General features: G+C 37.7%; 6 protein-coding genes. All 6 read right to left on the reverse strand.

Annotation, left to right across the window (positions count from 1 at the left end):
* Positions 1-16 precede the first annotated feature (16 nt).
* Complete coding sequence (locus tag QMG60_RS18665; protein WP_281866006.1) at positions 17-8,917, reverse strand: T9SS type B sorting domain-containing protein; 8,901 nt, start codon at positions 8,915-8,917, stop codon at positions 17-19.
* A 439-nt stretch (positions 8,918-9,356) separates the two neighbouring features.
* Positions 9,357-10,391: a rod shape-determining protein gene (locus QMG60_RS18670; protein WP_281866007.1), complete on the reverse strand. Its 1,035-nt coding sequence runs from the start codon at positions 10,389-10,391 to the stop codon at positions 9,357-9,359.
* 331 nt (positions 10,392-10,722) lie between these two features.
* Complete coding sequence (locus QMG60_RS18675) at positions 10,723-11,895, reverse strand: hypothetical protein (protein WP_281866008.1); 1,173 nt, start codon at positions 11,893-11,895, stop codon at positions 10,723-10,725.
* Between the two features lie 90 nt (positions 11,896-11,985).
* Positions 11,986-13,932: an OmpA family protein gene (locus QMG60_RS18680; protein ID WP_281866009.1), complete on the reverse strand. Its 1,947-nt coding sequence runs from the start codon at positions 13,930-13,932 to the stop codon at positions 11,986-11,988.
* Between the two features lie 11 nt (positions 13,933-13,943).
* The gene (locus QMG60_RS18685; protein WP_281866010.1) at positions 13,944-14,855 is read right to left on the reverse strand and encodes a type IX secretion system membrane protein PorP/SprF; all 912 of its coding nucleotides are present in this window, start codon (positions 14,853-14,855) and stop codon (positions 13,944-13,946) included.
* Between the two features lie 79 nt (positions 14,856-14,934).
* A complete protein-coding gene (locus tag QMG60_RS18690; protein ID WP_281866011.1) occupies positions 14,935-16,182 on the reverse strand; it encodes a gliding motility-associated C-terminal domain-containing protein in 1,248 nt (415 codons plus the stop codon).
* Positions 16,183-16,242: the final 60 nt, after the last annotated feature.

Genomic DNA, 16,242 nt, shown 5'->3' on the forward strand with positions numbered 1-16,242 from the left:
ATATTTCCTTAATCCGTCATCTGTATATTGTGACATGTCCTCTAAATTCTCTATCGTCTTTTTTATCGTTCAATTTCAAAACATACCAGTAATCGCCCGATGGCAATTCTGCCCCTTTATATTTTCCGTCCCATTTCTGTCCATAGTGGTATTTGTTTATTAGACGTCCATATCTATCAAATACTGAAAATTCGAGTTTGTCATAAATGTTGGTGCATCCAGGTCCCCATGTGTCATAAATGCCATCGCCATTAGGTGTAAAATAATTGGGGATGCAGATATCTATGTAAACCATAGGAACAGTTACGCTGCTGGTGCAGCCATTTCTATCTCTTACTTTCACTTCATAATCTCCAGACTGATAAATTTTGAAGTTATTTGATGATGTAAAATCTCCTCCGTTTAAACTGTATTCGTACTCAGGAATTCCGCCGGCTGCTCGCACTGAAATTACATTCATCTCATCTTGCTGAGGGAACGGCGCAAGAGTAAGTGGGCTGTAAGGCCGAATTTCAAAACTGTCACTTTTTGCAGTGCATCCGTTGGTATGCCTAGCCACTACATAATGTCTTCCAGAATCGACATTGGAAAAAGTATTGTTAGGCTGCCATGGCCCCTGATCGCTGTCAAGCGAATAATCGACGTCCTCCACATCAGAATTGCTTCTGTCAACTGTAACGGTCACAATGTTGTACTGTCTATTATTAACGCAATCGTATTGGATCTCAACGCTTGGATTTAGAATGACAGCTTTTTGCATTATAACTTCTACTTCGCTGGCACATCCATTATTATCCTTTATGTATGCTGTATGTTTTCCTTCGCTTTGGTTCAGATAATCTTTAACAGAACCGTTCACAGGAGAATAATTTCCATTTTCATTATCAAGACTTTCAAAATATGGTGGGGTTCCTCCTTTTATTTCGATAAAGAATGCACCGTTTTTATCGCCTTTGCATATTTCGGGTATTCTTGAATTTGGAATTTCAGAAGCCGCTAAAAATGCTGGTTCCGTTATTTCAATGTCCTTATAAATATTGCTGCATCCCATTATATCTTGTACGATAATGGTATATACTCCTTTAGGCAGTCTTTCAAACTTCCCGCTTTCTACAAACATGTTCAAGTTAGGTGAAATGGCATATTTAATATTTCCAGTCCCCCCTTGCGCTACAACATTTATTATTCCATCATTATTACCAAAACAGCTTACAGGAGAGACTGTATAAGTGGATCTCAATGATTGGTCTGGTTCACTTACATTAACTGCTTGAGAATTTATTTCGCAATCCCCGCTTCTTACATGAACTGTATAAGGGCTTAAATCTGCCGATAAGGAATCAAAGATCCCTGCTTTCTGAGCAGGACGGACCTCTACTCCGTTTCTATCCAATAATGAGTACTCATAATCTCCCATACCTCCCTTTGATTCAGCTGCAATCATTGCTGTAGCATCACCTTTACAGTTAACTCCGGCATTTTTTACATCTAATTCGACTGATAACGGGACGATAGGTTCCACACGAACTGTTCCTGACAATTCGCTTACGCAGCCCTTGCTATCTTTAACCCAATATTGATGCATCCCCGGCTTTACGCTGAATATAGTTTGAGAATCAAAACTGGCTCCATAACTGGCTCCATCTTCGCTATAAACATAAGGAGAAGTGCCCCCAGTCGCTTTTAAAATGAGAGTTGCGTCAGATAAACAGGTAATTTCGGTGTTTTGAGATAAATCCACTTCAATTTTTACCGGATCTGAAATCGTAATAATTTCGGATACCGCTTCACAGCTAAATCCATCACTTACCACCACGGTGTAATTCCCTGAAAATAGCCCTCTAAATTCATTGGACTGCTGGGGACCAGATGTAATGACTTCCCCTGACGGAGAAGTGTATTTTAGAGAATAGGCATAATTAGCACCCACACCTCCGGTAACATTGGAAACTCTAATAACTCCGCTTCCGTCACCATAACAAGGCAGCACAGGAGAGGCTGCAGAGGCTGCAAATTTTATAGCATCTGGTGCTCTTAAATCGACAATAGCTGTTGCAACGCAGCCTTTTCCATCTTTTACATTTACCTTATAATGTCCTGGTGTTAAATTATTAAAATAGTATTCTTCTGAATATGCGTGGCTGACTGGACCAATCAATTCGTATTGGTAAACTCTTTCCGTCCAACCCCCTGACGCTGTAGCCGTAATAGTTCCATCATTATTTCCTTCTTTGCAGGTAATTGGCGTTTCTTTCGCCTGAATGTCTAATTTAGCTTGTGGCTGTGAAATATGGAAACCGCTACGGGCTTCGCATTTAGGACTTCCTGCCAATTTTATTGCAACTGTATAATCACCTGCAACTAATCCGTTTATCTTAATAGGGCCTGCATTCTCTGACTTTCCTGATATTTCAGGCATTGGACCTGTAATTGTATAGTCAAAAGCTCCTGCGTCATTGCTTGGGGCAGGCTGCGAGTCAACTAAAACTAATTCTATACTTCCTTCATTAGTTCCGTAGCAAATTTCCGTGTTCAGAGAATGAACTTGAATTTCAAATGTATTAGGATTATACACATGATAATATTCTTCAATTGAACATCCTGTCACCGTATCAGTGACATTGATTAAATAATCGCCAATATCTAATCCTTCAAACTCTCCTGTTGCATTAGTCTGAGGTGCAATTGCTGTTTTGTCCATACCTGTTAATTGATACTGCAGGGATCCTGCGCCTCCTTTTACAGCTGCAGAAACTTTTATCGACTCTAAATTCTGACACGTAATAGGCAAGACTTTATTTATGGATATATTTTCTAGAACAGTAAAAGGCTTGATTGCAATAGTCTCGGATGTGCCCATACAATTATTCTTATCATATACATTTATCTTATAATTTCCTCCTTTATGATCGTATTCGGAGTAAATATTCGAAGAGCCATTTTGAACCTCTGTTCCATCTCTTAAAAACTGATAGGCAACATAGCTGCCAGCTCCTGCTCCGCCTTTTACATTATCCGCGGCAATTACCGCATAATTAAATCCATTAGAATCTCTATTACAGCTATATTGAGTCCCGTTTGCGGTAACTTCAAGCTGCTCTGGTTGATCAACCTTGACATCCATTTTGGCTGTGCATCCTCTATTCGATTTTACCTCAACAGTATAGCTGCCTGCTGGCAGATCTGTAAATTCAGCAGAGGTCTGATCTGAAATGGAAGCTATTGAACCTCCAGAAATGCTATAGGTATAAGGCAGATTATTATTTTCATTAGAAATCGTAACTGTAATTGCCCCATTGTTTGCCCCATTGCAGGTTGTATTTCTGGCATGTGCCTCAAATTTTACGGGAGTTGCTGCCGATAAGGTAACTGCTGCATTAGCCGTACAATGATTCTTGCTATCCTGCATTGTAATGGTATAGTTATCTGCTGTCAGTCCAGTAATTTTATCTCCATTAATCATAATTCCGGGATGCATTGGATTAATGGAATAACTATACGAACCTGTTCCTCCTGAAGGCGTTAAGGAAATTACTCCGTTGTTAGTTTCGCATCCAGGCAATACACTTGCTGAAGCAATTATATTAACAGGAGCATCAATTTTAATTGTTTTTGTATCTGCACATCCATTCGCATCTTTCACCGTAACGGAATGGTTTCCTGACGCTAATCCCGTTATGTCGTATGGAAGGGCGCCAATAGCTATAAAATCTCCATTATCAATTTTCATAAAATAAGATCCTTTGCCTGCAGCTGTCTCAGTGATGCGAACTGTAAATTCATTTTCGCCAGAGCATTTATCTACGACGGATAGTGCTATAGATGGGCTTGGATCTTTGGCTGTAATCTGGGTTAAAGTAAATGTGCATCCGTTCGCATCTTTCACCAATATATTCCAGTCTGTTCCCGGTTCTGCTAATTCTAAAACATTGTTGCCTCCAAATAGAGAAGGAACCTCTGGACTAACAGCTGCAGCATATTGATAAGATCCAGCTCCTCCTGCAGCATTTACAGTTACCAAAGCTCCTGTGCGACAGTTCGCATTACTTACGCTCACTATTTCTGCTCTAAGAGCAGAGGCAGGCTGTCCAATTTTAAACATCTTAGAAGCAGAACACAACGTGCCGTCCATTTCTTTGACATATAGAGAGTAATTGCCCGGTTTTATTCCTTTTATCACTGCCGTGAAATCATCCCCTGCCAAGCCGTTTACCGAATCGCCCAAGGAAGGGATCACTTCATTATTGGTTAAATTATCTCTGACTTCATAGCGAAGTTTTGTCGCATTATATTGAGATACTGTAAAAGCAACCTCGCCATCGGCTGCACCATTGCAAGTCACCTCTTTAGCAGTAATCGGATCAATTTTAAGATTTGAGATACTAGGCGTTTTAATCTCTAAATAAGATGGACATCCATTTGAATCCACTACCTCAAACACGTAGTCCATATTTTGCTCCAGCTTATCAAAAGTAAAAGAAGAAGATGCAAGGGGTCCCGATGTTCTGCCATTGCCGAATATAGTGTAGGTGAAAGCAGGCCCCGTTCCGCCAGCTACTTCTAATGTAACTGAAACACCGTCTGCGCAGGTGGCTCCAGCAATTGTACTTGATACCTTTAGATAAGGCGGCGGTTCTATTCTTAATTTATCACTTTTAAATTCACAGCCATTTGCATCCGTAGCATATATATAATAATCGCCAAATTGAAGATTCGGAAAATTATGCACTGCTGATGCATCCGCTTGAGTTGCGGCTGTATAGGAATCTATCACTTCCATAGCATTATTGTACAAATTATAAATGTAGGGAGCCTTTCCTCCATTGGCTACATTAACATCAAAACTTCCTGGTTTAACAGGTCCGCACTTTATTCCGTTAGCATGAATCTGCATTGTGATCGCAATTGGATTATTCAACGTTAGATTGCCAGAAGCTGTACAGCCTTTAGAGTCTTTTACGATATAATCATAAACGCCTGCCGATAAGCCCCCAAATTTATTCGAATCCTGAAATGACTTTCCATTATCGATACTGAATGAAAAAGGGCTTTCTCCTGATAGAGCGTTAAATGAAATAGTTCCATTGGCAGCTCCATCACAAACAGGTTCTGTTGTTTCATAAGATACCGTAACATCTGCAGGATCTTTTACCACTACTGCTGATGTTTCCTTTATACAACCTTTTGAATCTGTTATTTCAAAAATATAACTTCCCGAAGCTGATGCAGAATATTCAAAAAAAGTGCCGTTAAATGAGATCGGCAGACCGCTAAAATTAGCCGAATTGCGTTTTGCTCTGTAACCAAATGGAGCCGCTCCACCTGTTACGGTTGCTTTTATTATTGCTGCATTCTGCGGAATAGCGGCACAGGTAAGATTCTTAGTTAAAACTGCCTCAGTGCTCAGTTGCTCGTCAATAACAACCTTAGCGCTAGACGAACAGCCATTTGCATCCATAATGATAAAATCATATGATCCTGCAGCAACAGCTTGGTATGTAAATGAACGTTCCAAAAAAGAAGGTCTAAAAGCTTCATATTCAAACCCTCCATCACGGCTAACCTTATATGTAAAAGGCTCCTTGCCTCCTGCAATATCAATGGTAATAGGAACGCTGTTTTTGCCGTCAAAGCAGAATCCATTTGTTTTATTGACTACAGCTTGAGGCGGATCTGTCTGTTTAATAACTAAATTGACATCTTTGCTGCTATTGCTGCATGAATTTTTATCATATCCCACAACAGTATATTTTCCAGGAGAAATTTTCTTTAAGATCCCTCCTGCATTGCCATCACTAAAGAAAGTGGTTTCCTTGCCATTAGAGTCTTTCAATATAAAATTATATGGAGGAGTTCCTCCAGATGCGCTAACGGTAACAACCGCGCCATCAGAACATGTAGCCTCTGTTGCTGATGCATCTACCAAAAAAAATTCGGAAGAAGTCACTGCTGCAGGAATGTCAAAATCGCAATCAGGAGATTTTTCATTGTACCTTACTTTAACCCTATAAGGGGTAGCCTTCAGTCCACTAATAACAACAGGAGATTCAGAAGATGATTTCCATGGTTCTCCGTCAATGGAATATTGGAATGCATCTGAAAAATTTTCGGCATATATGCTCAATGACCCGCTGCTTTCTCCCTTACATTTCACCGGAGTGCTTTCAACTCTGGCATTAAACACTTTATTGGCATTAACTTTAATTTTAAATATGGACTGTGCCCCACAGGATTTTGGAACCTGAAATACCTTAATATCATCTATTGCAACATCGTTACCATTCTCTTTTCTCACATTCGAACGGATAATTAAACGTAAGGAAGTGTTATTGCCAGGATTAAGAGTTAGTGGGGTTTCCGGGAAGTGTTTCCAGTCTGTGTTAGAGACTGATCTGGAAATGGGACCTGTGGCAAACCATGAAATCTCATCTCCATTGGCATCGACCAATGCAATTCTTAAATTAGGGTCTTCATTTCCTGCACCTGGCCGCATTAAATTCATAGCATAAAAATCAAAATTAATGGGCTGATTCGGAATCACATCATTAATTTTCTTTTCGTATAGAATTGTTGTCTCAGGTATCTGGCTACCAATATTTACAGCCAAAAATCTTCCTTTAGGATCATTACCATTACTGGTGTGGTCTTTGGGATATCTCCATCCCCAATCGAAAGTTGCTGCCTGATTGATAGAACTGGTCACCGAATAATCTCCATCGTTGATAGCATAGCTGCCGTTGCAATAAGTGTCGGCCCGTTCCGGCAGCTGCCTTTCAAAACAATAATAAAAACTGTTAATACCTGGCGATGTAGTGTTTTCTCCGCTGCCAAAACTTTCATCCAGCAGATTACTGTAAGTACTTACTGCCAACACGTTATAGTCTACGGTAATATAATGGTCCCCTGGGGGAATATTAACAAATTCCGTAGGATGGGCCGCATTAGTATTAGGCTGACCATCTAGGTAAAGCTGATACGAGTACTTAGGATCACCTGCTCCTCCGTTAATAATGACAGCAGAATTTGCAGTCCCATTGCAGTTGTAAACAGGATCATTAACAGTAATATTTGGTGGAGCGGGCTTTGGATCTAATTTTAGTCCCGCCATTTCAAAAATGCATCCTGCGGCATCTTTTATAAAAACTGAATATGGTCCGCCAGGTTTAATGTAGCCTTCATTCTGGGTTATCCAGCTCTTTTGATTATCAAAACTGTACAGATACAGATTAGGAGCAGGAAATGGAGTTCCCCCCTGCGGATTGGTAATTCTTGCAATTCCTTCCGTAGTATCAGATGATGGCCCACAGCCCGAAAGTGAGCCAATGCCTGCAGAGGCTGTCAAAGGCGTTGTAGCTCCAATATCTATAATCTTAGAATTATCTGAACAGCTGCTGCCATTATTTATACCACTCTTTGTATATCTCACAACTATACTATACTGTCCATTTTTCAAATTATTGAAAATGATGCCCGAACTGGTTCCTTTTATAAAATTTACGCCATTATCTTTACTGTATTCCATTGTAAAACCATTATCATTTGTAAGCTTTATATTAATGCTGCTGTCTTCTCCGCATTTTCCGCTGGTTACTACAATATCATATTCTGGTTTGGTTACATTGGGTATTGAAATTTTCTTATCCACAATGCAGCCGTTCACATCTTCAACACGTATGGTATATGTTCCGCCTTTTTTAACGGTCACTATACCATTAGGAACGTCTTGAAAACCCTCATTATCTATATCAACCGAATATTTATAAGGCTTAACTCCCCCGGTAGCAGATCCTTTAATTAAGCCGTTAGTACAAACTGTAAACGTTTGGGAAACGGTAGAATTGTTACTAATCTTAGTTGCGGAAGTAATTCTAATACTCTGTTCTTCAGTAGCGCACGATCCATCTACAGCAGACACAATACGATAGAATCCTGCATCTAACCCGGTAAATTCAAATTCTGAAAGCGATACTGGCCCAATAGTACTTAAAGGAACAATATTTTCATTTTTATATATTTGATACTTGAGCTGTTTATTTACAGCATTTGTAGTTACTTTAATAGTTCCTTTTTCACCAGAACATAAAGGCTGCCCCGCAGTTAGCGAAGATGTAAAAGCAATAGCGTTTATGGCAATATTTTTAATACTGAAGACACAGCTCCCATCTACCCCCTTCAATCTTATAAAAATATTGTATGATCCTGGATTTGAAACTGTAAATGTATTGCTGTCCTGCCAATTGCTTGGAGCCGGGTTTGTAGTGCAGCTGTACTCATAATCCTTATTAAAGCCTCCAGCAATTATCTGTCCGGGAATGCTACAGCCGTTACTGTCAGTAATAATATCACTTTTCACTATTCCCTTTGGATCCAGCTCATTTTTATATACATTAAAGTAAAAGACAGATTCTGTATTATTTTGATTTCTAATTTTCACCCTAAATTCTCCACTACTGTTAGCAGAATAATCAGCTCCTTCTCCTACATCCGCCCAAGTGCAGTTTGCATCTCTGCTTGGACAGCTTCCGCTGGACGGAGATGCGCATCCTCCTGTTTTCCTCTGCCATATAATAAAAAGCGCATCTTTTATACCTGTTTGGATTAATCTGCTGTCATTTAAGCCACATAGAAACAATTTTGGAAGCAGAGTCCCATCATTGGGACATTGAGAAACTACACCTGCGTAAGGGCTTTGGGCATATTTTGTTACTGGATTTGCAATTACCTCCGAATCTGTAATACTAGAAATCTGCCTATAGGCCGCGATTTTATCTTCAAGATACTGATTGTCAGTATTTAAAAAAAAATTAAAATCCTTCTTGACATTGAAATTAAAGGCTACCGCATTTTGCGAATGCACTGCAAAAACCTGCATTATAAGCAAAATTAATAGTAGCTTCAGAATAGTAGTTTTTTTCATAAATGATCAATTATTTAAAAGCATTTTTTTTTCTTTGGAAGAAATACAATGGTGAACTTTGTTTTTTTACAGCTAAATTTCTTGGTTTATTTTTTATCAAAATTTTATACTGTTTTTTTGAAATAGGGATTATTGATGTGTAAATATCAAAAAATGAGAAGGCAAACGATAACCATAAGTAGTTAACGGTCTTAAATCGGATAAAAACGTTTCATTCTTCAGATTATCGCAATTCATCAATTGAAGAAGAAGCTTCTCTGTAATTCGATTTTTATTTGACATTCGTTAAAGGGCAGTCATTTTTTTCTAAAAAAAGCTTAAAACTTCTTACGGGTGCAAGGTTACATTAAAAAAGTTTTAAAGGTGATTTCCTATATAGCGCTCTTTTAAATTTTTAAATCGTATTTGTAACTGTTAGCCAGAATTCTATGTGATACAATTATCTAAGTGAAGAAATCATTGCACTGTACTTGATTTTATTTTTCAAAACTGTATTAGCGCCTTTGACGGCGGCTCGTAAGGGATCTTCTCCTATAGACACTTTTAAGCAGGTCTTCATTTCTATTCTCCGATCAAGACCGCGAAGAAAGGCACCTCCTCCAGTTAGATATAATCCTCGTTTATAGATATCTGCTGCTATTTCTGGCGGAACCATGGAAAGAGTAAATATTATTGCCTCTTCTATTCTGCATATTGAATCATCCAGAGCTTTGGAAATTTCTCTGCGGCCGACTTTGAGATTAGTTATTATGCCATTTGCTAATTTTTTTCCACTGACAGTTACTTCTTCAGGATTTTTTTCAAGTTCATCGATTGCTGAGCCGGCTTCAATTTTTAATTTTTCTGCTGAGACTAAACCAATCTGAATCTGATGTTCTGTCTTAAGATAACCTAAAATATCTTCAGTAAAAACATCGCCTGCAATTTTTATAGACTTACTGCAAATGATCTCACCAAGACAAATCACAGCAATTTCAGTAGTGCCGCTGCCTATATTAACGATCATATTTCCTTGAGGATTCATAACATCTAAGCCAATTCCTATTGCGGCTGCTAGCGGCTCATAGATCAAACAAACTTCTTTTATTCCTATTTTTTTGCCCGCCTCTCTGATGGCTCTAATTTCAATTTCACTAATTGACAAAGGCATACAGATAAGCATACGAAGTGAAAATGGAAAGAAATTTAATTTTAATGCAGGTATACCACCAATAAATTTGCCCATCATTTTCTCTGCGGCATCAAAGTCGGCAATTACCCCTTCCTTGATAGGACGAATGGTCTTTATATTGCTGTGTGTTTTGCCCTGCATTAAATACGCATCTCTGCCTACAGCAATAATTTTCTTTTTCACGAGGTCCCTAGCCACTATACTTGGGCTGTCAATAACAATTTCATCTTCATTAATTATCAAAGTATTAGATTTTCCCAAGTCAACGGCTATTTCCCTTATCATCAATTCTGACAGCCACATAAGCAGTAATCTTAAAAATTAAAGGTTTATTTCGCACTAATGGAAGTCTGGGGCAAGAATATTAAAAAAAGCTTTTTTACATAAAAATATGCGTGCGAGCATGTCACTTATAAATTAAATATTAGTCACTAAATCAACTACAAAAAAAATCTAAACTAAACCACTTTGCCTTCTCGCCCAAGAAAAACTATTGTCCGCTAATTCAAAATATTTCAAATCAAGCACAAAGAATGAATAATCCTATTGGCCGGTTTCTACTTTATTTTATAGCTGTATGCTAATTATTAAATTAAAATCAGATAAAAAAACACTAATTATTTCTCAGGAAATACTAAGGATTTGCATCAGCGATGCTTTTTAATATTATTTCCTCATCCAAATCATTGAATATCTTTTCCGCTTCCATGCTCGATGTCAGGCGGTCATCATTTTCAAATTGATATATAGGGTTAATTTCTAAGACTCTTTTGAAATATTTTTTTGCTTCTTTCTTTTTATTGAGCTTTTCATTTATAATGCCCAAATAAAACTGCAGGTCTGCATCATTAGGATCTTTTTGAATCCTTTCAAGTAAAATTTTTTCAAAACCCTGATAATCTCTTGTTTCTAAGTATAGCTTAAATTCTGCTATATCAAAAACCCGATTGCCCACTTCGTGAATTCTATATTCCAATATTGCCTTTTTCGCATTTTCAGCATTACCCAATAAGAAATTTAGTATTATAATGTTTTTTAGTATGTTTTCCTTTTTAGGATCATCCATATCAATAGGAAGCTTTCTATGAGTTCCAGCCGCTACCGCCTTATCCCTTTCAGATTTAGAAGAAAATTCGTCATCTTTTCGTGTAGAGGCATTAACTGCGTAATAGAAATTTACTTTACCTGTATAATTCTTTTTTTTTAGTTCCGTAAAGTAATTTAATGCGTTAGAATAATTCTTGGCTATTATATTAATATATGCGCCATAGTACAAATAACATAGCTGATCTTTGTCAAGCTGGTAAAGATCTAGAAAGTTATTGCCGCTTGCTTCATACTTTTTTTCCATAAAAAGAACAGCACCACGATTGGCCAATTTTCTCTTAATATCATAAATGGCAGATTTTACTGATTCAGAATATTTAAAGAGCCTGGTAGAATTTTCTGTAATTAGCAATTCATTGAAAGCTTGCACCGCAAGACCAAGATTTTTATTATCTCCCTTATTTTCAGCAAGACTATAATTTGAAACCCCTTTAATATAATAATAATCTGATTTTTCCTCATCTGTTGCATTAAGAATCTTGTAATCGAGATCACTAATCAACGTTAGTGCGCGTTGCGGATATCCCTCTCTCAATTCCCTGAAAGCCGATTTTATCTCCTGTTTCTGTGCTCTTACCCCACTAAAAATTAGAAATGGTAAGAATGATAGTAAATGACTCAGTTTCATAGTTATTATTTTTTTTGAAAAACCCATACTTTTTTTGTTTTTTTTGCAAACTCTCCGACCTGATAAAGTCATTTGGAAAATGTTTCAGTATTTCTTTAAGACGAATCATAAAAAGGCAATACCTTTTATCGCCAAGAAACAGGGCTATAAAGATTTTTACCATTAGAGTTCTTTAATAATAAATTGGCTTCGCCTATTTTTTTGGTGCTCCTCCTCTGTGCATTTCACCCCGTCGCCGCAATTATTCGTCAATTCAGATTCTCCAAAACCTTCTCCTGTTAATCTATCAGGAGATATGCCATTCTTAATCAGCCAATCAACTGTAGATTTTGCTCTGCGAGCCGATAAAACCTGATTATATATGGCAGTATTCCTGCTATCTGTATGCGAACGGATAGCTAATTTTAATGAAGGATGCTGCATCAGAACATCAAGAATTTTCTCCAATTCAAAAACTTCATCTTTATTAATTTCTGACTTATTCAAATCGAAGTAGATCATTTTTATGCCAAAACATTTCCCTAAATCATCTCCGACAACAATTTTACATCTCGATTTATCAAGGAGTACTAAAAAGTCTTTTTTCTTATTTTCCCTGACGGTCTTAACTTTTAGTTCTCGGGTAAAGTAATCCTGTAACGATGCCCTAATAGTGTAATTCTGACCCGCCTCAACAAAAAAGCTGTAACTCGCAGTAGAATCTGCTACTGTTTTGCTTTTTAAAACCATCTTTGAATCATACAATTCTAAAGTTGTTCCTGGAAGCAGTAATCCAGTTTCAGAATCCATCACGTGGCCGTTAAGCTCCTCTTTTTCAGGAACTATTTTTTTTGCTTCCAGAAAACTGTATATCTCATCGGTTCCTGTGTCATTTTTGTTGGACGAAAAGAAACCTTTCCTTGATTCAGAATCTATCACGTATGCAAAATCGTCTCCCGAAGTATTGATATCAGAACCTATATTTTGAATAAACCCCACCGAGCCATCATCCTCAAATGCACCTACAAAAACATCAAGACCTCCGAGGCCTGGATGCCCGTCTGATGCAAAATAAATTTCATTTTCTTTGCTTATAAAAGGGTAGGTTTCCCTGCCTTCTGTATTAATGCTTGGACCAAGATTTATAACTTCACCAAATACTCCGTTCTCTCCTATACTTACTTTAAAAATATCAGACTTACCTAACGTTCCAGGCCTATCAGATGCAAAAAACAAAGTTTTCTCATCCGAACTAAGTGCAGGATGCGCGCTGCTATAATTATCTCCATTAAAAGACAGTTCCTGTACATCGGTAATGTTATCATTTTCTACCCTTCCACTGTAAATTTTAAGAAAGGTTATTCCCTTCTCGCTTTTCTTCAATTTCCCTCCAGTAAAATTGTTGCCTGTAAAATAGGCAGTCTTGCCATCTTTGGTAAATATCAGCGAACACTCATTAAATTTACTTAGTGAATTTATATTAACCTTAGAAGGTTTGCTCTTGCCTGCTGAACCTCTAATACTATCAATATCGGCAGCGTATATATGAGTAAAATAACGGTCAGTCCACTGGTGCTTGTTTTTGACAAAATTACCGGTATCTCTGGCTGATGTAAAGTAAACCTTTCCAGATCTGACAAATGCGCCGAAATCAGAATAGGGCGAATTAAAACTGCACTCGTAAATTGCATATCTTCCTGAATTTGAAATTATCTTTTTCATATAATTTTTGTCATTCTTATTTAAAGCTCCCCGGCTGTCACTTTTATCTTTAGCTGCAAGCCTCTGCATGATTTGATCAGCTCTTTTTATTTGTCCGGCCGACTTTAAACATTGCGAATAGCGGAAATCGTATTCAGAATCTTGCAAATCGTTCATGGCATATAGTTCTCCATACCATTTAGCAGCCTCCTTATATTGGGCGTTATAATAGTACGAATCCCCAAGTTTTTTAAACATGATTTCAGACTTAAATCCTTTTGCTGCTATTCTTTCATATGTTTTAATGGCATCAATAAATGCATACCTTTCAAAATTTTTATCCCCCGAAGTTAAATTCTTCTGGCAAAAGGCATTAAGCGAAAATGCATTGAATATAATGAAGGTTCCAATTGCAATAATATTTTTCATAATAGTCGATTTTAAAAGAAACGTCCGGTAGTAATTCTGTCATATTTTTTGAAAAACTCAAAGCGCAGAAAAATTTCATGTGAGCCAGAATTGTATTTTCTCAGTTTAGTTGTTTCACTATCATATCCATATCCTAGATATAATCCGTTAGAAATTTGAAAACCGGCTATTGCGCTTACTGCTGCATCCCACCTGTACGCTGCGCCAATTGTCAACTTTTCAAAAAATAGAAAATTTGCAGATATATCTGCCTGAAGCGGCGCCCCTTCAACAAGTTTAACTAAAAAGGCAGGCTTGAATTTCACTTCTTGTGAAAGATTAAGTATACATCCTCCGATGAGATAATAGTTTATCTGTTCCTTATAAATTGCCAGATCATTATCATTATAGTGCTGGGTTTGGATAAAACCGGGCACCGAAAGCCCAATGTACCCTTTATTCGAATGCCAGTAAATCCCTGTACCTATATTTGGCGAAAACTCACTGATCGAATTTTGAAATTGCGGATCTCCCGAAATTTGAGGGTTTAATTTTGCTACATCGAGATTGAAAATAGAGGCCGTCGCTTTTACTCCAAAAGAAAGTTTCCATGAATCTGATGTTTGAATCGTATAAGAAAGGTCAGCAGAAATCTTAGTATCGCTTGTAGGACCAATTTTATCGCTGATCAATGAAACTCCCAGCCCGATATTGCTCTCATTTATCGGGGTATTAATCGAGACTGCATTGCTTTCAGGAGCACCATCCATGCCAATCCATTGGCTTCTATGCAGGCCAAATAAGCTTAAAACTCCCCTCGATCCAGCATACGCCGGATTTATATTGATCGTGTTGTACATATATTGGGTAAACTGAGAATCTTGCTGGGCATGGCAAAAAAAGATGCTCAGGAGCATAATGGGCATTAAAAAATTTGTTTTCATATTGTTTGTCCATAATTCGTAACTTGACAGTTACCTTATTATTAAATTTTTTTTTGCACTGGTGAAATTGTAAAGGCAGCTACCAGCTTAAGAACAGGTATCCCGCTTTCTGTTTTGTTTTTGCGCCACTTTGATTTTTAAGATATAAAACGTAAAAATAGGTCCCAGGCGGCAGCAGCTCTTTTTGGGAAATCGTTGTTCTTCCTTGGGAGTAACCTCTAAAAAAGTTATCATTAGATCCGTAATTGATCGTTTCGTATACCTTAACGCCCCATCGATTATATATTTCAATGGAATTCTCGCTGCCACAATCTGCTAAACCGTTAATTGTAAGATAATCATTGATATTATCTCCATTAGGAGACACTGCATTAAAGACCGTTATTGATTTGCAGGAATCCTGCGCAGTACCGCTGAATCGCGCTAAGGTGAAAATGCCGTAATCTGAAGCCTGAACCACTGTGCTAATTTCTTTTGCAAAAGGATCTGCTGTTCCGCCTTCATCGACCCATATTTTTTTGGACTCATCCCAACGAATAATATGCAGCTCGTCTAAAGGAGCAGCATAAATAGCTGACGGTGTTGTGTCTTCGTCCCATGTAAGACTTATAATTGCCCCGCTGCCATCTTTTGTTTTCTCTACAGACCAATACTCTCTATCATCAATTAAACTAATCTCTTTCTGACTATTAACGTGAGGATAATTCAAGTTTGAATTTTCAAAAAAATATCTTCCACCAAAAGCATTTTCTGCATTATTAAGAAATGAAATGCCTGCATATCTATACTGTCCGCCTGCGCCGATAGGGAAATGGAAATCAGCTTTTCCATTTTTTTGAACCAATCCGTTTACATAAGAATCGTCATTGGCATTTACTGCTTCTGCATCTTCCATAAAAAAGAGCTTCCCATTATAAGATGTATTATCTAGTATGCCTTTTTGAAAAGTCGAGCTGCCAAATATTCGCACTCCATTTGACAGGTAAAAAGCTGGCTGCGTCTCTTTGTTATTAAATATGGCATTGCACCAGTCCATAGCAGCATTTCCAGAAATATTCTGAGCGCCCGAAACGCCAACCATGTATGTAGTTCCCGTTTTTGAGCCAGCTGTGAATGTCACTTTGCCATCATTATTGTAATGGTTATACAAATAAAAGTCCCCATCATTTATTAATTTTGCCGCAAGCCTATTATCCATAGGCATTAAGGTTGAAACTACAGTCCCAGCACTTACATATAAATCTCCTAAATTAACTGTTTGCGGATAGGTTTTCTGCAAAGCGGGCAATAGCAGAAGTAGGCATAAATGGCTTAAAATATTTTTCATCAAAGATTATTTTTTATTCGTTACAATGCGATGCATTAAAATTTAAAAAACGGCAACAAT

This window comes from Flavobacterium sp. GSB-24 (genome assembly GCF_027924665.1).
GTDB lineage: Bacteria > Bacteroidota > Bacteroidia > Flavobacteriales > Flavobacteriaceae > Flavobacterium.